A 21,558-nucleotide genomic window follows, 5' to 3' on the forward strand; every position below is an offset into this window, starting at 1 on the left:
GTTATAAACGAATTGATTAACAAATAATTGTATTTAATATATCGAGATAAATTGTCATTTCATTGCCGTGATTGGATTACTGATAATTTATCAAAAAGCAAGTATTATACCCTGAAAAAATTTTTATTTTAGACAAAAATAAATGTAGTTTAGTAGTGGTGCGTGATTAAGACTTTTTACGAACATTCATCCTGAAAAATGGACTTTAAATAAGCTGTGCTCTTATGTATAATGAAACACATAATATAGTGTTAGTAATTTAATACAGACACAATATCTTGTGTTTTGATAGTAAGAGATTTATTTTTGCATAAATTACTTTAAAAGGTAAATTAACACTTAGAAATTATTAAAATTCATCAATTATATAGTAATATTCTTAGAAAAGTGTAGTAAGGTATGATGTAAATATTTTGAGTTATTCACTACAACATGTTGTGGTTAAATAAGTTTACTTAATATTGGCTACTATTTTCTCAAATATCAATCTATAGCAGAAGGTTTGTATTTAAGAAAATGAGTAGCTTCATTAGTTATTGATAAGATGCTACAAACAACAGTGCACTCTTACGTTGTTTAGGCATTTTTTAATTACTCAAGTTACTTATATTTTAGGAGATTGGCGGAAGGAAGGTGATCCAATGAAAGTTATTTATTTTTCATTTACTGGCAATGTTCGTAGATTCATTAAACGTGCCGAAATAACAAACGCGCTAGAAATTACGCAAAGTAATTGTACAGAAGTGATCAATGAACCGTTTATTATTGTTACCGGTACTATTGGATTTGGAGAAGTTCCAAACCCAGTACAATCTTTTTTAGAAGTAAATCATCAAAATTTAGTAGGTGTGGCTGCTAGTGGCAATCGAAATTGGGGACAAAATTTCGCAAAAGCAGGACGCACAATTTCAGAACAATATAATGTCCCTTTATTAATGAAGTTTGAATTGCATGGAACGAATAACGATGTTATAGAATTTAAGAACAAGGTGGGTAATTTGAATGAAAACCATGGACGAGAAAAAGTACAATCATATTGAATTAAATAATGAGGTGACTAAACGACAAGAGAATGGCTTCTTTAGTTTAGATAAAGATCAAGAAGCATTAAGTGTATATCTTGAAGAAATTCACGATAAAACAATTTTCTTTGATAGTGAAATTGAACGATTACATTATTTAGTTGATCATGATTTCTACTTTAATGTTTTTGAAATTTATAGCGAAGAAGATTTAGTTGAGATTACAGACTATGCTAAATCAATACCATTTAAATTTGCGAGTTACATGTCGGCAAGTAAATTCTTTAAAGATTATGCATTAAAAACAAACGATAAAAGTCAATATTTAGAAGATTACAATCAACATGTAGCAATTGTTGCTTTATATTTAGCAAATGGTAATAAAGAGCAAGCTAAACAATTTATTTCTGCAATGGTTGAACAACGTTACCAACCAGCAACACCAACATTCTTAAATGCTGGACGAGCACGTCGTGGTGAATTAGTGTCATGTTTCTTATTAGAAGTAGACGATAGTTTGAATTCAATTAACTTTATTGATTCAACAGCAAAACAGTTAAGTAAAATTGGTGGTGGTGTTGCCATTAACTTATCTAAACTACGTGCACGTGGCGAAGCAATAAAAGGTATTAAAGGTGTAGCTAAAGGTGTGCTACCTGTTGCGAAGTCATTAGAAGGTGGATTTAGTTATGCTGATCAATTAGGACAACGACCAGGTGCTGGTGCTGTTTATTTAAATATTTTCCACTATGATGTCGAAGAATTTTTAGATACTAAAAAAGTAAATGCAGATGAAGATTTACGTTTATCAACGATTTCAACTGGTTTAATTGTCCCTTCGAAATTCTTTGATTTAGCTAAAGAGGGCAAAGATTTTTATATGTTTGCACCACATACAGTTAAACAAGAATATGGTGTCACACTAGACGATATCGATCTTGATAAATATTATGACGATATGGTGCAAAATCCAAACGTCGATAAGAAGAAAAAAGATGCTCGTGAAATGTTGAATTTAATTGCTCAAACACAATTACAATCTGGCTATCCGTACTTAATGTTTAAAGATAATGCTAATAAAGTACATGCCAATTCTAATATCGGTCAAATTAAAATGAGTAATTTATGTACTGAAATTTTCCAATTACAAGAAACGTCAATTATTAATGATTATGGAATTGAAGATGAAATTAAACGTGATATTTCATGTAACTTAGGTTCTTTAAATATTGTGAACGTGATGGAATCTGAAAAATTTAGAGATTCAGTGCATACAGGAATGGATGCTTTGACTGTTGTAAGTGATGAGGCAAATATTCAAAATGCACCAGGAGTTAGAAAAGCTAATAGTGAATTACATTCAGTTGGTTTAGGTGTAATGAACTTACATGGTTACTTAGCTAAAAATAGTATTGGTTATGAATCAGAAGAAGCAAAAGACTTTGCAAATATCTTCTTTATGATGATGAATTATTATTCTCTTGAACGTTCAATGCAAATTGCTAAAGAACGTGGTGTTAAATATAAAGACTTTGATAAATCTGATTATGCTAATGGTAAATATTTTGACTTCTATACTTCTCAAAATTTTGAACCTCAATATGATAAAGTACGTCAACTTTTTGCACATATGGATATTCCAACAGCTGAAGATTGGAAAAAATTGCAACAAGATGTTCAACAGTATGGTTTATATCATGCATATAGATTAGCCATTGCACCAACTCAAAGTATTTCTTATGTTCAAAATGCTACAAGTTCAGTAATGCCAATCGTCGATCAAATTGAACGTCGTACCTATGGTAATGCTGAGACATTTTATCCAATGCCATTTTTATCACCACAAACAATGTGGTACTATAAATCAGCATTTAATACTGATCAAATGAAATTAATTGACTTAATTTCAACAATTCAAACACACGTTGACCAAGGTATTTCAACAATTCTTTATGTAAATTCAGAAATATCTACACGTGAACTTGCGCGTTTATATGTCTATGCTCATCATAAAGGATTGAAATCATTGTATTATACTCGTAACAAGTTATTAAGTGTTGAAGAATGTACAAGCTGCGCAATATAAACATATAGAGACGAATAGACATCACCATTGCAACGAAATTGTTGATGGTGATGTTGAAATGTCTTGTTATTAGTGATTTACATATAGGAGGAAATTATATTCATGATAGCTGTAAATTGGAATACTCAAGAAGATATGACAAACATGTTTTGGCGCCAAAATATCTCTCAAATGTGGGTTGAAACAGAGTTTAAAGTATCAAAAGATATCGCAAGCTGGAAAACATTATCTCATGCAGAACAAGAAGCATTTAAAAAAGCTTTAGCTGGATTAACAGGCTTAGACACACATCAAGCAGATGATGGTATGCCATTAGTTATGCTACATACAACTGACTTAAGAAAAAAAGCTGTCTATTCATTCATGGCTATGATGGAACAAATCCATGCTAAAAGTTATTCTCATATTTTTACTACATTATTACCATCTGCTGAAACGAACTACTTGTTAGATGAATGGGTACTTGAAGAGCCACATTTAAAATATAAATCAGACAAGATTGTCAGCAATTATCATAAACTTTGGGGTAAAGAAGCTTCAATTTATGATCAATATATGGCTAGAGTTTCAAGTGTCTTTCTAGAGACGTTCTTATTCTATTCAGGTTTCTATTATCCTCTATATTTAGCTGGTCAAGGTAAAATGACGACTTCAGGTGAAATTATTCGTAAAATTTTATTAGATGAATCGATTCATGGTGTGTTCACTGGTTTGGATGCTCAAAGTTTACGTAATGAATTATCTGAAAGTGAAAAACAAAAAGCAGATCAAGAAATGTACAAATTATTGGATGATTTATATTTAAACGAAGTATCATATACAGGTATGTTATATGATGACATAGGCTTGACAGAAGATGTGTTAAACTATGTTAAGTATAACGGTAATAAAGCTTTATCTAACTTAGGATTCGAACCTTATTTTGAAGAGAGAGAATTTAATCCTATTATTGAAAATGCTTTAGATACTTCAACTAAAAATCATGACTTTTTCTCAGTTAAAGGTGATGGTTATGTATTAGCATTGAATGTAGAAGCATTACAAGATGAAGATTTTAATTTTGAAGATTAATAAATAATCATAACAGCCCTCATATTAGTGGTGGATAAAGATGACTTATCCTAGCTATATGAGGGTTTTTGTATGTAATTTAGGTTTTATAATAAATCGGACTGATAGAAAATTTTAAGTAATTATCAATCAGTCCAATTTGTGAGAGGAATCATATGCACAATAACAATATGAAGTTTGAAATAACTTTATTGAATATGTAAATAATACATATTAGTGTTAAATAATAATAAAAGTGAATTAATCTTTTGGTAACACTTATTTAATTATCACCAAAATGTGAAAAATAATATAAATTAAATGAAAATAAATTGAATTACTATTGAAATGAGTTAGTAAAGCAGTTAACATAGATGATAATGATTATCATCGAAAAGAATTATCATTTACTTTAAGGGAGAAAGTTTACAAATGACATACTTATTAAAGGGATATGTATTATTTATCTTGATCATCTTCTTAACTGTAAGCTCTTTATTTATCGGTGTTAGTGAATTATCTTTCGCTGATATATTCCATCTTTCTAATAAGCAAGTCAATATTTTATTCGCTAGTAGAATACCAAGAACAGTAAGTATTTTGATTTCTGGTAGTTCATTGGCATTAGCCGGGTTGATAATGCAACAAATGATGCAAAATAAATTTGTCAGTCCAACAACTGCTGGAACAATGGAGTGGGCAAAATTAGGTATATTAATAGCATTACTATTCTTTCCAACAGGACATATTTTAGTAAAGTTGATCTTTGCTGTAGTTTGTAGTGTTGGAGGTACGTTTTTATTCGTTAAAATCATTGATTTTATTAAAGTAAAAGATATCATTTTTGTGCCACTACTAGGTATTATGATTGGTGGTATTGTATCTAGTTTCACTACTTTTATTTCACTCAGAACGAATGCTGTACAAAGTATCGGAAATTGGTTGAATGGCAATTTTGCCATTATTACCAGTGGACGTTATGAAGTTTTATATTTAAGTATACCTTTATTAATTTTGACTTACTTTTTTGCTAATCATTTTACGATTGTAGGAATGGGCAAAGATTTCACTAAAAATTTAGGGTTAAGCTATGAAAAATTGATTAATATTGCTTTATTTATTACTGCTACCATAACTGCTTTAGTAGTTGTTACAGTTGGAACGTTACCATTTTTAGGTTTAGTAGTACCTAATATTATTTCAATGTATAGAGGAGATCATTTAAAACATGCTATTCCTCATACGATGATGCTTGGAGCAATTTTTGTGCTTTTTGCTGATATTATTGGAAGAATTATTGTTTATCCATATGAGATCAATATTGGATTAACAATTGGTGTCTTTGGAACAGTTATTTTCCTAATCTTGTTAATGAAGGGTAGGAAAAATTATGCACATCACTAAAAATAAAAAACTAATGATACTCGCTATTGTCACTCTGATCATTAGCTTGGTGTACCTATTAGTTGGTTTAGATTTTGAAATATTTGAATATCAATTTTCTAGTCGCTTGCGTAAATTAATATTAATGATATTAGTAGGTACAGCAATTGCAATTTCTGTTGTGATATTCCAATCCATAACTAATAACAGATTGCTGACTCCATCGATTATGGGATTAGATGCAGTATATTTATTTATTAAGGTATTACCAATCTTTGTCTTAGGTACGCAATCGATGTGGGTTACAAATATTTATTTAAATTTTATTTTAACTTTAGTAACTATGGTCTTATTTGCCTTGTTTTTATTTCAAGTTGTTTTTAAACTGGGTAATTTCTCTGTGTATTTTATTTTACTTTTTGGTGTCTTGCTCGGTACATTTTTCCGCAGTATTACTAGTTTTATTCAACTTATTATGGACCCTGAATCTTTCTTAGCAGTACAAAGTAGTATGTTTGCAAACTTTAATGCATCTAATTCTAAATTAGTAGTTTTTGGAGCAATTATTTTAATAATCATGTTAGTCATCACTATAATCAGCATACCGTATCTTGATGTAATGTTATTAGGAAGAGATGAAGCGATTAATTTAGGATTATCATTTGATCGCTTAACACGATTGTTACTGATTATGGTTTCAATCCTGGTTTCAGTGTCAACGGCACTCGTAGGTCCTATTACATTTTTAGGATTATTAACAGTCAATTTAGCTCATGAATTAATGAAAACTTATGAACATAAATATATCTTAATAACGACAATTTTCTTAAGTTGGATTAGTTTATTTAGTGCACAATGGGTGGTTGAAAATCTATTTGAAGCCACAACAGAAATGAGTTTAATTATTGACTTAATTGGCGGTAGCTATTTTATATATCTACTAATTAAAAGGAGAAATGCATAATGATTCATGTCGATAACCTTTCGAAAAACATACAAAATAATAGTATTTTGAAAGATATTACTTTAGATATTCATAAAGGTTGTCTCACTTCAATGATTGGACCTAATGGTGCAGGTAAGAGTACATTACTTTCAGCGATATGCCGTTTAATCGACATTGATCATGGTGAAGTTGAAGTTGATGGCCAATTAATGTCTGACTATAAAAATAATGACTTGTCGAAAAAGATATCTATTTTGAAACAATCTAACCATACTGAGATGAATATTACAGTAGAACAATTAGTTAGATTTGGACGTTTTCCATATTCAAAAGGTCGTTTAACTAAAGAGGATCATGAAGCAGTTAATCAAGCGTTAGATATCTTACAATTACACGATATTAAGGATCGTAATATTAAAACGTTGTCAGGTGGGCAACGTCAACGAGCATATATTGCTATGACTATCGCTCAGGATACTGAGTATATCTTATTAGATGAACCATTAAACAATCTAGATATGAAACATGCAGTACAAATTATGCAAACATTGCAAATGCTCGCGCATAATATGAATAAAGCGATTGTAATTGTGTTACATGATATTAACTTTGCATCTTGCTATTCTGACCAAATTATCGCCTTAAAAAATGGACAATTAGTAAGATCAGAGGCCAAAGATCATGTTATCAAGAGTGATGTGTTAAGTGATTTATATGAAATGAACATACAAATTGAAGAAATTAGAGATCAAAAGATTTGTCTTTATTTTAAATAATAACTATTTCTTTAGAAGGGGTGATGCGATGATAAGTGTTAACTATATATTTACATAAGCCACAACGTCACTTTGCACCGCGACAAAAATTTTAAAGGAGAGTCTTTATAACATGAAGAAAACAGTCTTTTATTTATTATTAACTTTAGTATTAGTTTTAGCAGCATGTGGCAACAATTCAGAAAAAGAAAATTCTGGCACTGATAGTAAAGATTCAAAAGATACAGTAACAATAAAAAACAACTATGAACTTAGTGGTGAGAAAAAAGATGGCAGTGATGCTAAGAAAGTCAATGAAACTGTAAAAGTACCAAAAAATCCTAAAAATGCTGTAGTATTAGATTATGGTGCTTTAGATGTGATGAAGGAAATGGGTCTTGCTGATAAAGTTAAAGCATTACCTAAAGGTGAAGGTGGTAAATCTTTACCAGATTTCTTGAGTGACTTTAAAGAAGATAAGTATACAAATACTGGTAATTTGAAAGAAGTTAATTTTGATAAAGTCGCAGAAACAAAACCGGAAGTTATTTTCATTTCAGGTAGAACTGCTAATCAAAAAAACATGGACGAATTTAAAAAAGCAGCACCTAAAGCTAAAATCGTTTATGTTGGTTCAGATGATAAACAATTAGTAAAATCAATGAAGAGCAATACAACAAACATTGGTAAAATATACGACAAAGAAGATAAAGCAAAAGAATTAAATAAAAAATTAGATGATAAAATTGATTCAATGAAAGATAAAACGAAGAAATTTGATAAATCAGTAATGTATTTATTAGTCAATGAAGGAGAATTATCAACATATGGACCTAAAGGTCGTTTCGGTAGTTTAGTATTCGATACATTAGGATTTAAACCAGTTGATAAAGATGTGAGTGATAGTACTCATGGTCAAAATGTTTCAAATGAATATATTAATAAAGAAAATCCTGATGTTATTTTAGCGATGGACCGTGGACAAGCTATCAGTGGTAAATCAACAGCTAAGAAAACATTAAACAACGCGGTATTAAAAGATGTTAATGCTGTGAAAGAAGATAAAGTATATAATTTAGATCCTAAATTATGGTACTTCTCATCTGGTTCTACAACTACAACAGTTAAACAAATTGAAGAATTAGAAAAAGTAGTAGAATAATAAGAAGACAAGCGTGACCACTTATGTAACATGAGTGGTCACGCTTCTTTATATTTCAAAATATAAATGGTAATGAAACTTACATCTTTGATTAAAATGACTATTACAATGAGGACAATTTTCTACTAGCATATAGTCATTAATCGTCATCTCATGCTTGCACGCACCACATAAAATGACACGTTCATTAAACTGACTTTCAGGCCAACGTTTAATATAATGTGATTCATGTTCATTATGGCATTTATAACATGGATAATATTTTTGGCAACATTTAAATTTAATAGCAATAATATCCAAACCCGTATGGTAATGTCTACAGCGACTTTCAGAGTCTATAACTGAGCCAAATATTTTAGGCATATTTACATATCTCCAAACTTTAATCAGCTTTAGGATGTTCACCAATAATACGGACTTCTCTATTTAGCTCAACATCAAATTTTTCTTTAACTACTTTCTGAACATAATGAATTAAATCTTCATAATCCGTTGCTGTTCCATTATCAACATTAACCATAAAACCAGCATGCTTTGTTGATACTTCAACGCCACCAATTCGATGTCCTTGCAAATTGGAATCTTGAATTAATTTACCTGCAAAGTGGCCTGGAGGACGTTGGAAGACACTACCACAAGAAGGGTATTCTAATGGTTGCTTAGATTCACGACGTTCAGTTAAATCATCCATAGTTTCTTGGATATCATTAATATTTCCAGGTGCTAAAGTAAAGGCCGCTTCTAACACAACTAAATGTTGTTGTTGAATAATACTATTACGATAATCTAATTCTAGTTCGTTTGTCGTTAATTTAATTAACTCTCCTTGATCATTTACACATAATGCATAATCGATACAATCTTTGACTTCTCCACCATATGCACCAGCGTTCATATAAACTGCTCCACCAATAGAACCAGGTATACCACATGCGAACTCTAAACCAGTTAAGGCATAATCTCGTGCAACTCGAGAGACATCGATAATAGCAGCACCACTACCAGCAATAATTGCATCATCAGAAACATCGATATAATTAAGAGCTAACAAACTAATAACAATTCCTCTGATGCCACCCTCACGGATGATAATATTTGAACCATTACCTAAATAAGTAACAGGAATTTGATGATCATAGGCATATTTAACGATAGCTTGAACCTCTTGGTTTTTAGTAGGTATGATATAAAAATCTGCATTACCACCAGTTTTAGTGTAAGTATAACGTTTCAAAGGTTCGTCAACTTTAATTTTGTCACTCGGAATGAGTTGTTGTAAATCTTGATAGATGTCTTCATTTATCACTTTTAAGTACATCCTTTCTCCTGTCTTTTATGTCATTCTATATTATACCAATTTTAAAAATCATTTGCGAAAATTGAAAATATCTTATGATAATAATTAATAATGTATATTGTTTTAGTTTGCTAGAACTTTCTTATACAATTGGTCGAAGTATTGTTGTTTTTGTTGTTCATATTGTCCTATGCTCGTTGTATAATTTAATATCTGTTGTTTTTTTGCATTGAATTCCATGGCAATATCATTATTTGTAGCTAACAAATGATCGATGTCTATATACGCTTGGAATTTAGGTGAATTAATTTGAACTATATGCAAACGAACTTGCTGCTTTAAATCTTTCAAATTATTAAATTTAGCCATAACTACTTTTTTATGATATTTATGATGGAGTCGATAAAAGCCAACATAATTAAGGCGTTTTTCATCAAGAGCAGTAATATCGTGTAAATTATTCACACCTACTAAAATATCTAAAATAGGTTCAGTAGCATAGTTGAAGTGTCGTGTACCACCTATATGTTTAGTAAATTGAACAGGACTATCTAATAAATTTAATAACGTTGATTTAATTAAGTTATATTGTTGATTATAATTTATATTTAATTGAGTTGTTATGAATGGTTGTATATTTGAATACATGATATTCTCCTTTAGTATCAAAACTAAACGTATTACACGTAAAAGTCTGAAATACTATACCATAATTTATTTTCATAATAAACATGTTTTTGTATAATGAATCTGTTAGGAGTGCATCTATGAAAAAATTTCTTATACCACTTTGTTTATTGATAATTATAATTACTGCTAATGCTTGTAGTAATAAAGAACAACAAGACATTGCAAAATTTGATAATCAATATACAAAGGTTAAACAAAAAGATAAAGAATTACGTCAAGAAATGGATAACATACATTTTAAAAATTTAGATCAACTAAGTAAAACAGATACAACTGATAAAAATAGTAAAGAATTTAAAGCACTACAACAAAGAATTAATCAACAAATGCTGCCTAAGTTTAAACAATATGATAAAGCTGTTGAACAATTACCTGGTAAAACTGCTAAGACTAAATCATTAAAAAAAGATTATTTGACAATTTTTAGAAGTAAAAAGAAAGATATTGAGCAATTAAAATCATTTGTTGATTTATGTAATCAATCGATTAAATATAATGAAGATATTTTAGATTATACAAAGCAATTTGAAAATAATAGATATAAAGTTGAAAGTGAAATCAAAAAAGCTTCAGATAAAGATGAAGCTAATACATTAACTAGTAAAATAGAAAAAAATAACGAAGCACTGAAAAAAGTTGCGAGTAAAAAGTTAAAAGATGTCGATGACAATGAAGCAAAAGAAGTTATTAAAGATGATATTATACCGCTTATTGATAAGCAAATAGCTGATATTAACCAAACTAATATTAGTGATAAAAATGTCAATAATGCGAGAAAAAATGCTATTGAAATGTATTATAGTTTACAAAATTATTACAATACACGTTTGGAAACGATCAAAGTAAGTAATAAATTATCTGAGATTGATGTAGATAAACTACCAAAAGAGGGTAAAGATATAATTAAGGACGATAAAGCTTTTGAAAAGAAATTAGAAAAAGTAAAAGAACAATAATAGAAATAGTATTCAAATTTAAAAATTTTACATTAACTGTTAACATGACATCTTACAATGTGTATAATGGTAAACATTGAGATTGAAAACAAATGTGATGTCACGCGAGTCGTTATTTAAATGTGATAATTATTTATTGAGGTGAAAAGGGTGGCTATAAAGCTAAGTTCGATCGATCAGTTTGAACAAGTAATAACAGAAAATAAATATGTATTTGTTTTAAAACATAGTGATACATGTCCTATTTCAGCTAATGCATATGATCAATTTAATAAATTTTTATATGAACGAGATATGGATGGATATTACTTAATCGTACAACAAGAACGAGAATTATCGGATTATATTGCGGACAAAACAAATGTTAAACATGAATCACCACAAGCATTTTATTTTGTAGATGGTGAAGTGGTTTGGAATAGAGACCATAGTGATATAAATGTGTCGTCATTAGCACAAGCTGAAGAATAACTTTAAGTGTAATGATGAAGTCATATAGCATAATATTATAGGTTATAATGATATCTAATCATGTTAATCGTACAAGTAGAGCCTGGGTCAATATATTGTCTCAGGCTTTTCTTAATTGATTGAGTTAGCTTTTAATTATGAAAAATATCCTAAAAGTCTGTATAATGTTAACATGTATTTGAAATTAACATATGAATGATACAAAATAATAGATTAATCAAATATCAGAACAATCTTTATTATATAATTTAAAAATTCTCATTGTAGTAATTAGTTAAAAAGAGAACGTTTAATACACAACAAATCACAAATAAGTACAAAGGTGGTTATATTAATGAAAGTATTAGTAGCAATGGATGAATTTAATGGAATTATTTCCAGTTACCAAGCAAATAGATATGTTGAAGAAGCAGTTGCAAGTCAAATAGAAACTGCAGATGTTGTACAAGTCCCCTTATTTAATGGGAGACATGAACTATTAGATTCTGTATTTTTATGGCAATCAGGAGAAAGATACCGTATACCAGTACACGATGCTGATATGAATGCAGTAGAAGGTGTTTATGGTCAAACTGATTCAGGGATGACGGTCATTGAAGGTAACTTGTTTTTAAAAGGTCACAAACCAATTGAGCAACGTTCAAGTTACGGTTTAGGTGAGATGATTAAACATGCTTTAGATAATGATGCTCAACATATTGTTATTTCTTTAGGCGGTATAGATAGCTTTGATGCTGGTGCCGGTATGTTACAAGCATTAGGCGCTACATTTTATGATGATGAGGCACGTGTTGTTGATGTATCTCAAGGAGCAAGTCGTATTAAATATATTAGAAGGATTGATATGACAAATATTCATCCCAAATTAGCATCTGCTCGTATCCAATTGATGTCAGATTTCTCTAGTAAAATGTATGGTAAAAATAGTGAAATCATGCAAACATATAAAAGTCATCATTTAAGTCATAATGAAGCGGCAGAAATAGATAATTTAGTTTGGTATTTCAGTGAATTATTCAAAAGTGAATTGAGATTAGCAATAGGTCCAGTTGAACGTGGCGGTGCAGGAGGCGGTATTGCTGCTGTTCTAAGAGGACTGTATCAAGCAGAAATATTAACAAGTCATGAACTTGTTGATCAATTAACGCATCTTGATCATTTAGTAGAACAAGCAGATTTAATTATCTTTGGCGAAGGATTAAATGAAAAAGATCATCTGTTAGAAACAACGACATTAAGAATAGCAGAACTATGTCAGAAGTATCATAAAGTATCTATCGCTATTTGTGCGACGCCTGAAAAATTTGATTTATTTGAATCACAAGGTGTAACAGCAATGTTCAATACTTTTATTGATATGCCTGATAGCTATACAGATTTTAAAATGGGTATTCAAATCAGACATTATACCGTTCAAGCTTTAAAATTATTGAAAACACCGTTTGATACTACAAAATAATAAAACCAATTAGAGCTAGTTAGATTTTTAATCTTTACTAGCTCTTATGCAATTGTTGCGCTAGCAAGCAATTGTAATCCTTTATGTTAGATTTTAATCTTTAGTAGCTTTTGCCCAACCTTGACCGTCTTGCACATTAAAGTAAAAATTTTAGTTATAAAATTTTTCTATGACGGGTCCCTGCATTGCCTGTAGAATTTCTTGGTGAAATTCTCTGTGTTGGGTCCCAATGCAGTTGCACTAATAGTATCAACTGTAATCCTTAATTTTTTCTATGACGGGTCCCAGCATTGCTTGAAAAAACTGGCAACCATTTTTTCTATGTTGCGTCCCATCCATTCTCCTTGGCAAGACTGACTAGGTTTTCAAAATGGTGATTTATCAACGCTTTGAAAACCAGACAGTTACTGCCAAATGCTTAAATTTAAGTGTAAAATACATTTTGTCCCAGGCTCAGATAGTTACTGACAACAACAAAAGTTTATTACAGAATCTTTGTTGTCTCAGTTTGAAAACTCAAAAAAGCCGTACATAGAGGTAACTGAAACACTATTGTTTCAACTATAACTTCTATTTACGGCTTTTAATCTTAGTATGATTTGATATTAGTTGTTGCTATTGTTACTTGCAACTTCTTCAACGATACCAACGATTACTTGAACAGCTTTTTCCATAACGTCAATTGATGCATATTCATATGGACCATGGAAATTTCCACAACCAGTAAAAATATTTGGTGTAGGTAAGCCCATATACGATAATTGAGAACCATCAGTTCCACCACGTATTGGCTCAGTGTTAGGTGTAATGTCTAATTTGGCAAAGACACGTTTTGGAATATCGATAATATGTTGCAATGGTACAATTTTTTCAGCCATATTGTAGTATTGATCATTTATATCTACTTTGACTGGATAATTTTCAAAATGGGCATTAATATCATCTCTAATTTCTAACATGCGCTTTTTACGTAAATCAAATTGTTTTTTATCATGATCACGAATGATATATTGTAATGTAGCTTTTTCAACATTACCTGAAAAATTCATTAAATGATAGAATCCTTCGTAACCATCAGTACGTTCAGGTACTTCTGTATCTGGTAATAAACTATCAAATTGTTCTCCTAATTTAATAGCGTTGACCATAGCATTCTTGGCAGAGCCTGGATGAACATTTACGCCATGACATGTAACAGTAGCTTCAGCAGCATTGAAACTTTCATATTGCAATTCACCAAAATGACTACCATCCATGGTATAAGCGAAATCGGCATTGAAACGTTTAACATCAAACTTATGAGGACCACGTCCAATTTCTTCATCGGGTGTAAAGCCAATACGAATCTTACCATGTTTGATTTCAGGATGTTCTAATAAATATTGAATAGCTTCCATAATTTCAACAACGCCAGCTTTGTCATCAGCGCCAAGTAATGAAGTACCATCAGTAATCATTAATGTGTGATGTTTTAAATTTGATAATTCAGGAAAAACTGCAGGGTCTAATACACGGCTTGTGTCACCTAATTGAATAGCTTCGCCATCATAACTTTCAATGAGTTGTGGATTGACATTGGTTGCATTAAAATCCGGTGACGTATCGACATGAGCTAAGAATCCTACCGTAGGAACGTCATAATCAATATTACTTTCAAGTGTTGCAAATAAATATCCATTATCATCGAGATCAGTGGCAACACCCATTTGTTCCAACTCTTGAGCTAATAAATTCAATAAATCCCATTGTTTGTCAGTTGATGGTGTTGCTGATGACGCTGGATCAGATTGTGTATCAATTTTGACATATCTAGTTAATCTATCAATCAATTGTGCTTTCATCATTTCAGGTCCCCTTAAACTCTATTATTCATGTTATAAGACTTTTTGTAAGTTTTACCTTTGATTTTACCATATAAATGTTTCATGCGAGTGTATAGATAGTATAGAATTTCCGAAACTAATATACCGAAGGCAATAGCTCCAGAAATTAATGTTACTTCTAAAAACGTATTAATAGCTGCTGTATAACTATTCGACACTAGGTATCTTGTAGCTTGATAAGCTAAACCCCCAGGTACTAAAGGTATGATTCCGGGTACAATAAAAATAATTACTGGTCGTTTATATCTACGGCTCATTGTATGACTCATTAAACCAAGTATCAAACTTCCTAAAAAGGAGGCGCCAACTTTTCCTAAGTCTAAGTCAACGGTAAACTGATAGATCGTCCAAGCTACAGCTCCAACAAAACCACAAGCTGGTAACAAGCGCTTTGGTGCATTAAAAATAATCGAAAAAAGCACTGTTGAAATAAAGCTGATTGTAAAATGGAATAAATAAAATAGCATAATTTAACAGTCCTTTCTTATAATAATAAAAGTACAATGGCTACACCAGCACCGATGGCGAATGAAGTGAGTGCTGCTTCAACACCACGTGACATACCAGCTAATAATTCACCAGCTAACAGATCACGAATGGCGTTAGTGATTAAAATACCAGGTACTAAAGGCATCACACTTGCAATTGTAATAATATCTTGATTGGTTGCTATTCCTAATTTAGTGAAGGTAGCTGCAATAGAAATAACAACTGCAGCAGCAACAAATTCTGAGAAGAATTTAATTTGGATATAACGTTGCACAAAACTAAAAGTTAAAAATGCGGCACCACCAGCAATAACAGCAATCCAGCAGTCTGAAGCTACGCCACCAAACATAAATAAGAAGAAACCACATGCTATAGCAGCGGCAAAAACGTTCATAATGAATGAATATTGTAGTGATGCATGTTGTAAATGAATAAATTCTGATTTAGCTTCATCAATAGTTAATTGTTGGTTTGAAATTTTACGGGATAAACTGTTAGTTAATGCAATTTTTTCAAGGTCAGTCGTACGTTCACGTATTCTAATTAAGCGTGTATTCGTTCGATCATTTAAAGAAAAAATAATCGCAGTCGAACTAACAAAGCTATATGTATTATGAAGCCCATAACTATGAGCAATTCTATTCATAGTATCTTCAACACGATATGTTTCTGCACCGGATTCAAGTAAAATTCTTCCAGCTATTAACACTACGTCAATCACTTTATTTTCATCAATGATAGTGATTGAATCAGGCATACATGTCACCTCCACAATAAATAATTTAAAAATTTGAATAATTGAAGTTTACAACTTGTTATGCCAACTTTCAATAGACAGTTGGTATTAATTACATAGAGAGCTAAAATAAAAAAATAAACTGCTAATAAAAGTTAACGCTATTTCATGACAGCGCTAAAATTACATTAGCAGTTAAATTATTTACAGTTGAATGATTGGATTAAACATTACTTTGTTTCGTCCTTCATTTTTTGCTACATGTACCATATCATCAGCATCTTTAAAAACTTTACGTTGTGATTTTGGGTCGTCAGCAGTTAAATAACCGACACCAATTGATACTGATAATTTAATGACTTCTTTATCTGGAAGGTGGAATGATGATTTTTCTACTCCAGAACGAATATTTTCAGCAAGTCTAACACTTTGATCTAAAGTATAACCTGCGATAACAACTGAAAATTCTTCGCCACCATTTCTGAAAATCTTAAATTGAGTTGGTACATAATTTTTTAATAGTTGTGACATTTGTTTTAATACTGCATCACCTGATTTGTGTGAGTATGTATCGTTGACATCTTTAAAGCCGTCGATATCAATTAATAATAATGCGATACTTTGGTTGTCTTGTTCAGCCTTACGAGATACCTCATTTAAATGACGATCAAATTCTTTAACATTACCTAAACCGGTTAAGTAATCGTACTTATCTTCATTTTCATAGCGATTGACTAATGAGAAAAAATGCCAAATGTCTACAAAAGTGATTGCAGAAGCTAAAGTTATAATTAGTGACATTGGAATTAAAATTATCACTTCATTTAAACTATATAAAGGACTGACAAGTGCAATTCCAAATAATATAATTATTGTAATAACATTAAGAATGAGTAACGCAATAATATCATTTTGTTTTAAAAATGGTCCAATAGCACTAGTTACTGCTGCAATAACAAGTAAAGTAACGCCATACATAATTGAATTGTCAAAGACAACAATTTCAACAATGGATACAATAACCGTTGCAGATAGTGTATATACCATATTAGTGTAACGACCTAAAAATAATAACGGAACAAATGTTAAATGTATTAAGTACTCACCTCTATATGGAATAGGGTATACTGATAATAATAATGAAACAATTGTCATGAGAACAGTTACATATCCTTTTGAGAAAACCATGCGTTTATTTTCGGAATACTGTAATCTGTGAAATAAATATATACCAGCGACAATAACAGATATATTATAAATGAAAGCTTCGAACATATCTTAATCGACTCCTTTAATTGACCACTAGCTATTGTAAGTGAAAACTTACATTTTGTCATTAGTTAACAGATAAAATAACTTAATCTAGTGACATTAATGTTAAAATGTTCACTTAAATGTTATGATTAGAAAATAATTTGTTTACATAAATAAATATAAACGATATTAATGAAAATAGTTGCATATTAAAATAAAGTGATATATAGATAAATACATTAATGAAAATATCATATGATATATAGTATAAGCCTGGAACAACAGCATTATATAGTTAATATGATGTAAATAGGTGTAACTTTCTGGCTTATAAATAATGATCTATCAATGTTTTATTATACTAGTTAGTCTTGCCAGGTTAAGTAGAATCCGACATAGAAAAATTAAAAAGGATTACAATTGATGTGAAAAAGGTTTACAGTTTATTAATTCATAATAAACTGCATAAGATTTTCTAGCTACATTAGATAGCAGAAACTCTAACATGCAATGCAGGGACCAACATAGAAAAACTGGTTATCCAGTTTTTTCAGGCAATGAAGGTTGGGCAAGAGCTAGTAAAGATTAAAAATCTAACTAGCTCTAAAATAATTTATATTGATGAAGGTGAATAAATGGTTACATTACTCCTTATTGCTGTAACAATGATTGTAAGTTTAATTATAACACCAATCGTTATTGCAATTTCAAAGCGTTTAAATTTAGTAGATAAACCAAATTTTCGAAAAGTACATACTAAACCTATATCAATGATGGGTGGTACAGTGATTTTATTTTCTTTTTTAATTGGCATTTGGATTGGCAAGCCTATTGAATCAGAAGTTAAACCCCTTATCATTGGGGCAATCATTATGTATTTATTAGGTCTCATCGATGATATATATGATTTAAAACCATATATTAAATTAGCTGGCCAAATCGTTGCTGCTTTAGTGGTTGCATTTTATGGTGTAACGATTGATTTTATTTCATTACCCATGGGTGCGACGATACATTTTGGCTTTTTAAGTGTTCCAATTACTGTTATTTGGATTGTAGCTATTACAAACGCTATTAATTTGATTGATGGACTAGATGGTCTTGCCTCCGGAGTTTCAGCAATTGGATTAATGACTATAGGATTTATTGCGATTTTACAAGCTAATATCTTTATAACAATGATTTGTTGTGTCTTACTTGGATCATTATTAGGATTTTTATTTTATAATTTTCACCCTGCAAAAATATTTCTTGGAGATAGTGGGGCGTTAATGATTGGCTTTATAATAGGGTTTTTATCATTATTAGGTTTTAAAAACATTACAATCATTGCTTTATTCTTCCCGATAGTCATCTTAGCAGTGCCTTTTATCGATACTTTATTTGCTATGATTCGTAGAGTTAAAAAAGGACAACATATTATGCAAGCAGATAAGTCACACTTGCATCATAAGTTGTTAGCGTTAGGTTATACACATAGACAAACAGTATTGTTAATTTATTCCATATCTATATTGTTTAGTTTGTCTAGTATCATTCTTTATGTTTCTCCTCCAATTGGAGTTATCTTTATGTTTATTTTGATTATTTTTTCAATTGAACTTATTGTCGAATTTACTGGCTTAATTGATAATAATTATAGACCGATTTTGAATTTAATTAGCCGTAAAACAAACAACAAAACACATCAATATAAAGAATAATAGTGATGATATATAAATTAAACTCTAGTAATAGTTCTATCATACTGATCTTTGAATAGGATGAGTCGATATAGTATTACTAGAGTTTTTTAATTGATTTTATGACTATACTGGTTGATATTAAAATTTAAATCAATGATTGAACATATGTTTAGCACTATGTTGTAGGAATATCAAACGGTAATAATTTAGGATCTTCTTCAATTAAATCATAATTTCCTGCAGTAATTTTATTTAAGAAATTGATGAAGTCTTCATAATCACTTTTAACAACATCGATATGATAACTGACTTTATCAGTATAACTTTGATTTCTTAATAAAAATGAAGTTGAAGCAAGTTCATATTCAAATTTACCAGTTTGATCGTAATTTAAAGTCACGATACAAGGAATAGCTTCACGCAATTCAACACGACCACTATCGTAAATAACGTCTCTAACAGCACCGCTATATGCACGAATTAAGCCGCCACCACCTAATTTAATACCACCAAAATATCTTGTGACGACGACACAAGCATCATGTATGTCTAACTTTTTTAAAATGTCGAGCATAGGAATACCTGCAGTACCAGTTGGCTCACCATCGTCATTAGCTTTTTGAATATTCATTTCAGGACCAACTGTATAAGCAGAACAGTTATGTGTTGCATCTTTATGTTCTGCTTTAATGGTGTTAATAAAATCTTTTGCTTCATCTTCAGATTGTACAGGTTTAATATGAGCAATAAATCTAGACTTATTAATTACATTTTCTATTGTATGTTCTTGTTTAATTGTAATAATATGTTTTGTCATAATAACTCCTTACCTAATATCTACTTTTGGCTATTAATCTTTATTATACACTGATGAGCTTATAACTATAAATCCTTTGATTAGCATTTTCTTTTTAGTGAAATTATTGTATTATGACTATGAGTATAATTGAGGAGGACGACTATGAAGATTGCTGTAATGACTGATTCTACAAGCTATCTGTCGCAAGAGTTAATAGATAAATATAATATTCCGATAGCACCTTTGAGCGTGACTTTTGATAATGGTGAAAATTTCACTGAAAAAACTGATATAAATATGGACGATTTTTATAGTCAAATGTCAAATTCGCAAACAATACCAACAACAAGTCAACCTGCCATTGGAGAATGGTTATCTAATTATGAATCATTAAGAGAACAAGGCTATTCTGATATTATTGTCGTGTGCCTATCTAGTGGTATTAGTGGAAGTTTTCAGTCTGCTAAGCAAGCTGGTGATATGGTTGATGGTATTAATATCCATGCATTTGATAGTAAGCTTGCAACGATGATGGAAGGGTGCTATGTGTTACGTGCAATTGAAATGGTCGAACAAGGATATGAGCCACAACAAATTATTGATGATTTATTAGATATGCGCAATAATACAGGCGCTTATTTAATTGTTGATGATTTGAAGAACCTTCAAAAAAGTGGACGCATCACAGGTGCACAAGCCTGGGTTGGAACTTTATTGAAAATGAAACCTGTACTTAAATTTGACGATGGTAAAATTGTACCTGATGAAAAAGTACGTACTAAAAAACGTGCCATTCAAGCGCTAGAAAATAAAATTTTAGATATTGTTAAAGATTATGATGAAGTTACTTTGTTTGTAATTAATGGTGATCATTTTGAAGATGGTCAAGCACTATATAAAAAATTACAATCTGAATGTCCAAATAACTATCAAGTTGCATATTCAGAATTTGGACCAGTAGTAGCAGCACATTTAGGTTCTGGTGGATTAGGTTTAGGTTATGTAGGAAGAAAAATTAGGTTAACGTAACAATATATTTAATCAATAGTTATAAAGTCTATATTATTAAATGATTATGCGTATAACTGTTAATCGATGAGGTTCAAACCTTAAATTAATAGTTTAAATACCACTAGCATTTAATATATAGGCTTTTTTAATTTAGACAGTTTGATTTTAATATTATAACTGTATAAAAAAGAAAATAAGATGTTTAAAATTTTTCCTTAGAACTATGAAAAATTATATGTATATATTTAAAAGGTGATAAATTGAAACATTATGGAAAATTAATCCATCCTCAAACAATAATAACTACTGAACAAGTTCAATCTATAAGTCCTGGTGTTATAAAGAAAAAGGGTAGAGACTTTTGTATTCAATGTGAAAGTGATTTGCCAAGTCATTTTCATAGTTATATATCTGATATTACCAA

20 protein-coding genes are annotated in these 21,558 nt (G+C 30.4%); 12 read left to right on the plus strand and 8 right to left on the minus strand.

Annotation, left to right across the window (positions count from 1 at the left end; translation table 11 throughout):
* The first annotated feature begins 641 nt into the window (after nucleotides 1-641).
* The 7 genes from nrdI (at nucleotide 642) to J3R86_RS03215 (ending at nucleotide 8,404) form a co-directional block, all read left to right on the plus strand.
* Nucleotides 642-1,040, plus strand: a complete 399-nt coding sequence (gene nrdI, locus J3R86_RS03185; RefSeq protein WP_207518033.1) for a class Ib ribonucleoside-diphosphate reductase assembly flavoprotein NrdI — start codon at nucleotides 642-644, stop codon at nucleotides 1,038-1,040.
* Nucleotides 1,003-3,108, plus strand: a complete 2,106-nt coding sequence (nrdE, locus tag J3R86_RS03190) for a class 1b ribonucleoside-diphosphate reductase subunit alpha (RefSeq protein WP_207518034.1) — start codon at nucleotides 1,003-1,005, stop codon at nucleotides 3,106-3,108. Before nrdI ends, nrdE begins: the two co-directional genes overlap by 38 nt.
* A gap of 102 nt (nucleotides 3,109-3,210) precedes the next feature.
* Nucleotides 3,211-4,179, plus strand: a complete 969-nt coding sequence (gene nrdF, locus J3R86_RS03195) for a class 1b ribonucleoside-diphosphate reductase subunit beta (RefSeq protein ID WP_002463914.1) — start codon at nucleotides 3,211-3,213, stop codon at nucleotides 4,177-4,179.
* Nucleotides 4,180-4,590: 411 nt separating this feature from the next.
* The gene (locus J3R86_RS03200) at nucleotides 4,591-5,562 is read left to right on the plus strand and encodes an ABC transporter permease (protein ID WP_207518035.1); all 972 of its coding nucleotides are present in this window, start codon (nucleotides 4,591-4,593) and stop codon (nucleotides 5,560-5,562) included.
* On the plus strand, nucleotides 5,549-6,505 hold the full coding sequence (locus J3R86_RS03205; RefSeq protein ID WP_207518036.1) for an iron chelate uptake ABC transporter family permease subunit: 957 nt from the start codon (nucleotides 5,549-5,551) through the stop codon (nucleotides 6,503-6,505). The genes J3R86_RS03200 and J3R86_RS03205 overlap by 14 nt, the downstream gene beginning before the upstream one ends.
* On the plus strand, nucleotides 6,505-7,263 hold the full coding sequence (locus J3R86_RS03210) for an iron ABC transporter ATP-binding protein (RefSeq protein ID WP_207518037.1): 759 nt from the start codon (nucleotides 6,505-6,507) through the stop codon (nucleotides 7,261-7,263). Before J3R86_RS03205 ends, J3R86_RS03210 begins: the two co-directional genes overlap by 1 nt.
* Nucleotides 7,264-7,375: 112 nt before the next feature.
* Nucleotides 7,376-8,404, plus strand: a complete 1,029-nt coding sequence (locus J3R86_RS03215) for a ferrated catecholamine ABC transporter substrate-binding lipoprotein SstD (protein WP_207518038.1) — start codon at nucleotides 7,376-7,378, stop codon at nucleotides 8,402-8,404.
* 48 nt (nucleotides 8,405-8,452) lie between these two features.
* Here the strand turns inward: J3R86_RS03215 and J3R86_RS03220 are convergent, their stop codons facing one another.
* From J3R86_RS03220 to J3R86_RS03230, 3 genes are all read right to left on the minus strand, one after another.
* Complete coding sequence (locus tag J3R86_RS03220) at nucleotides 8,453-8,767, minus strand: CHY zinc finger protein (RefSeq protein WP_207518039.1); 315 nt, start codon at nucleotides 8,765-8,767, stop codon at nucleotides 8,453-8,455.
* Between the two features lie 19 nt (nucleotides 8,768-8,786).
* Complete coding sequence (gene murB / locus J3R86_RS03225; RefSeq protein ID WP_207518504.1) at nucleotides 8,787-9,710, minus strand: UDP-N-acetylmuramate dehydrogenase; 924 nt, start codon at nucleotides 9,708-9,710, stop codon at nucleotides 8,787-8,789.
* 114 nt (nucleotides 9,711-9,824) lie between these two features.
* Nucleotides 9,825-10,349, minus strand: a complete 525-nt coding sequence (locus J3R86_RS03230) for a GrpB family protein (protein ID WP_207518040.1) — start codon at nucleotides 10,347-10,349, stop codon at nucleotides 9,825-9,827.
* A 119-nt stretch (nucleotides 10,350-10,468) separates the two neighbouring features.
* On the opposite strand from J3R86_RS03230, the gene J3R86_RS03235 reads away from it, so the two are divergent.
* The 3 genes from J3R86_RS03235 (at nucleotide 10,469) to J3R86_RS03245 (ending at nucleotide 13,277) form a co-directional block, all read left to right on the plus strand.
* Nucleotides 10,469-11,347: an EMYY motif lipoprotein gene (locus J3R86_RS03235; RefSeq protein WP_207518041.1), complete on the plus strand. Its 879-nt coding sequence runs from the start codon at nucleotides 10,469-10,471 to the stop codon at nucleotides 11,345-11,347.
* Nucleotides 11,348-11,497: 150 nt separating this feature from the next.
* Nucleotides 11,498-11,818 carry a bacillithiol system redox-active protein YtxJ gene (ytxJ, locus tag J3R86_RS03240; protein ID WP_207518042.1) on the plus strand — a complete coding sequence of 107 codons (321 nt, stop codon included), beginning with the start codon at nucleotides 11,498-11,500 and terminating at the stop codon, nucleotides 11,816-11,818.
* A gap of 334 nt (nucleotides 11,819-12,152) precedes the next feature.
* The gene (locus tag J3R86_RS03245; protein ID WP_207518043.1) at nucleotides 12,153-13,277 is read left to right on the plus strand and encodes a glycerate kinase; all 1,125 of its coding nucleotides are present in this window, start codon (nucleotides 12,153-12,155) and stop codon (nucleotides 13,275-13,277) included.
* 605 nt (nucleotides 13,278-13,882) lie between these two features.
* On the opposite strand, the gene pepT is transcribed toward J3R86_RS03245, so the two are convergent.
* From pepT to gdpS, 4 genes are all read right to left on the minus strand, one after another.
* Nucleotides 13,883-15,118 carry a peptidase T gene (gene pepT / locus J3R86_RS03250; protein WP_207518505.1) on the minus strand — a complete coding sequence of 412 codons (1,236 nt, stop codon included), beginning with the start codon at nucleotides 15,116-15,118 and terminating at the stop codon, nucleotides 13,883-13,885.
* Between the two features lie 14 nt (nucleotides 15,119-15,132).
* Nucleotides 15,133-15,627, minus strand: a complete 495-nt coding sequence (locus tag J3R86_RS03255) for a threonine/serine exporter family protein (RefSeq protein WP_207518044.1) — start codon at nucleotides 15,625-15,627, stop codon at nucleotides 15,133-15,135.
* 17 nt (nucleotides 15,628-15,644) lie between these two features.
* A complete protein-coding gene (locus J3R86_RS03260) occupies nucleotides 15,645-16,406 on the minus strand; it encodes a threonine/serine exporter family protein (protein ID WP_002463833.1) in 762 nt (253 codons plus the stop codon).
* A 183-nt stretch (nucleotides 16,407-16,589) separates the two neighbouring features.
* Nucleotides 16,590-17,660, minus strand: coding sequence for a GGDEF domain-containing protein GdpS (gdpS, locus tag J3R86_RS03265; RefSeq protein ID WP_207518045.1), 1,071 nt, complete (start codon nucleotides 17,658-17,660; stop codon nucleotides 16,590-16,592).
* Between the two features lie 614 nt (nucleotides 17,661-18,274).
* Between gdpS and J3R86_RS03270 the strand changes: the two genes are divergently transcribed.
* The gene (locus J3R86_RS03270) at nucleotides 18,275-19,342 is read left to right on the plus strand and encodes a glycosyltransferase family 4 protein (protein ID WP_207518046.1); all 1,068 of its coding nucleotides are present in this window, start codon (nucleotides 18,275-18,277) and stop codon (nucleotides 19,340-19,342) included.
* 157 nt (nucleotides 19,343-19,499) lie between these two features.
* Here J3R86_RS03270 and J3R86_RS03275 read toward each other — a convergent pair whose 3' ends face one another.
* Nucleotides 19,500-20,141: a YigZ family protein gene (locus J3R86_RS03275; RefSeq protein ID WP_207518047.1), complete on the minus strand. Its 642-nt coding sequence runs from the start codon at nucleotides 20,139-20,141 to the stop codon at nucleotides 19,500-19,502.
* Between the two features lie 144 nt (nucleotides 20,142-20,285).
* On the opposite strand from J3R86_RS03275, the gene fakB1 reads away from it, so the two are divergent.
* Nucleotides 20,286-21,152, plus strand: coding sequence for a fatty acid kinase binding subunit FakB1 (fakB1, locus tag J3R86_RS03280; protein WP_207518048.1), 867 nt, complete (start codon nucleotides 20,286-20,288; stop codon nucleotides 21,150-21,152).
* The last annotated feature ends 406 nt before the right edge of the window (nucleotides 21,153-21,558 follow it).

Origin of the sequence: Staphylococcus simiae, from assembly GCF_017357005.1 — a bacterium.
Classification (GTDB): Bacteria; Bacillota; Bacilli; order Staphylococcales; family Staphylococcaceae; genus Staphylococcus; species Staphylococcus simiae_A.

Bases quoted from the DNA above. Each gene is read 5' to 3' on its own strand.
- J3R86_RS03255 (WP_207518044.1), bottom strand. From the start codon at position 15,627: ATGCTATTTTATTTATTCCATTTTACAATCAGCTTTATTTCAACAGTG.
- J3R86_RS03260 (WP_002463833.1), bottom strand. From the start codon at position 16,406: ATGCCTGATTCAATCACTATCATTGATGAAAATAAAGTGATTGACGTA.
- J3R86_RS03270 (WP_207518046.1), top strand. From the start codon at position 18,275: ATGGTTACATTACTCCTTATTGCTGTAACAATGATTGTAAGTTTAATT.
- gdpS (WP_207518045.1), bottom strand. From the start codon at position 17,660: ATGTTCGAAGCTTTCATTTATAATATATCTGTTATTGTCGCTGGTATA.
- J3R86_RS03205 (WP_207518036.1), top strand. From the start codon at position 5,549: ATGCACATCACTAAAAATAAAAAACTAATGATACTCGCTATTGTCACT.
- J3R86_RS03210 (WP_207518037.1), top strand. From the start codon at position 6,505: ATGATTCATGTCGATAACCTTTCGAAAAACATACAAAATAATAGTATT.
- J3R86_RS03200 (WP_207518035.1), top strand. From the start codon at position 4,591: ATGACATACTTATTAAAGGGATATGTATTATTTATCTTGATCATCTTC.
- nrdE (WP_207518034.1), top strand. From the start codon at position 1,003: ATGAAAACCATGGACGAGAAAAAGTACAATCATATTGAATTAAATAAT.
- J3R86_RS03215 (WP_207518038.1), top strand. From the start codon at position 7,376: ATGAAGAAAACAGTCTTTTATTTATTATTAACTTTAGTATTAGTTTTA.
- J3R86_RS03235 (WP_207518041.1), top strand. From the start codon at position 10,469: ATGAAAAAATTTCTTATACCACTTTGTTTATTGATAATTATAATTACT.
- pepT (WP_207518505.1), bottom strand. From the start codon at position 15,118: ATGAAAGCACAATTGATTGATAGATTAACTAGATATGTCAAAATTGAT.
- J3R86_RS03245 (WP_207518043.1), top strand. From the start codon at position 12,153: ATGAAAGTATTAGTAGCAATGGATGAATTTAATGGAATTATTTCCAGT.
- J3R86_RS03230 (WP_207518040.1), bottom strand. From the start codon at position 10,349: ATGTATTCAAATATACAACCATTCATAACAACTCAATTAAATATAAAT.
- J3R86_RS03220 (WP_207518039.1), bottom strand. From the start codon at position 8,767: ATGCCTAAAATATTTGGCTCAGTTATAGACTCTGAAAGTCGCTGTAGA.
- nrdI (WP_207518033.1), top strand. From the start codon at position 642: ATGAAAGTTATTTATTTTTCATTTACTGGCAATGTTCGTAGATTCATT.
- fakB1 (WP_207518048.1), top strand. From the start codon at position 20,286: ATGAAGATTGCTGTAATGACTGATTCTACAAGCTATCTGTCGCAAGAG.
- J3R86_RS03275 (WP_207518047.1), bottom strand. From the start codon at position 20,141: ATGACAAAACATATTATTACAATTAAACAAGAACATACAATAGAAAAT.
- nrdF (WP_002463914.1), top strand. From the start codon at position 3,211: ATGATAGCTGTAAATTGGAATACTCAAGAAGATATGACAAACATGTTT.